The organism is Aeromonas sp. QDB68 (assembly GCF_027707405.1).
Taxonomy (GTDB): domain Bacteria; phylum Pseudomonadota; class Gammaproteobacteria; order Enterobacterales; family Aeromonadaceae; genus Aeromonas; species Aeromonas caviae.
Map to the genome: position 1 here is coordinate 1 of NZ_JAPCIQ010000235.1, position 860 is coordinate 860.

Genomic DNA, 860 nt, shown 5'->3' on the forward strand with positions numbered 1-860 from the left:
CCAGCTCGCCCTTACAAGCCTAAGGACAAAGCCAAGGCCGAGGTGGGTGTGCAGATCGTCGAGCGCTGGATCCTGGCTCGTCTACGCCATCAGACCTTCTTCTCGCTTGCCGAGCTAAACCAGTGCATCCGGGCTTTGTTGAATGAGCTCAACGAGCGCCCGTTCAAGCAGCTGCCCGGTAACCGACGCGAGGCGTTTGAGCAGTTGGACCGCCCGGCACTGGGGTCACTACCGGTGCATCCCTATCGCTATGTCGCCATCAAAACGGTCAAGGTCAACATCGACTATCACGTCAGCTATGAGCAGCACCATTACTCGGTGCCGCACCAGTATGTGGGTCAGCAACTGGAGCTCCATGCGGGCGATACCCTGCTTCAGGTCTATCACCAGCAACAGCTGGTCGCGAGCCATCCGCGTAAAACCATCCCGGGGATGAGCACACTCCCTGAGCACATGCCGGAACGTCACAGCAAGCAGCAACGCTGGACGCCAGGGCGTCTTAAGCAGTGGGCTGCCGACATCGGACCGGGCACCTTGTGCTGGGTTAGCGAACGGCTGGCAGAGAAAGCCCATGCCGAGCAGGCATACCGACTCTGCCTGGGACTGCTGAGTCTTAGCCGGGAGTATCCGCCATCACGAGTCGAAGCCTGTTGCCAGCTGGCCAACCGGGAAGGACTGGTGCGGCTCAAGCAGCTCAAGTCGGTGCTGACCAGTGGCCGCGACCAACTGCCCGCAAGTCCGCTCAGTTATCCAGAACTGCCGCAAGAGCACGAGAACATCCGCGGCCCCCAGAGCTTCCACTAAAGAGGATACGTCCCATGACCCAACAAACGCTGACCCGCTTGAGACACCTGAAACTG

General features: G+C 60.0%; 1 pseudogene. It reads left to right on the top strand.

Going from position 1 to position 860, the window contains the following annotated elements:
• Positions 1–804 (top strand): annotated as a pseudogene (istA, locus tag PG892_RS22420) (IS21-like element ISAs29 family transposase); the annotation flags it as partial.
• Positions 805–860 lie beyond the last annotated feature (56 nt).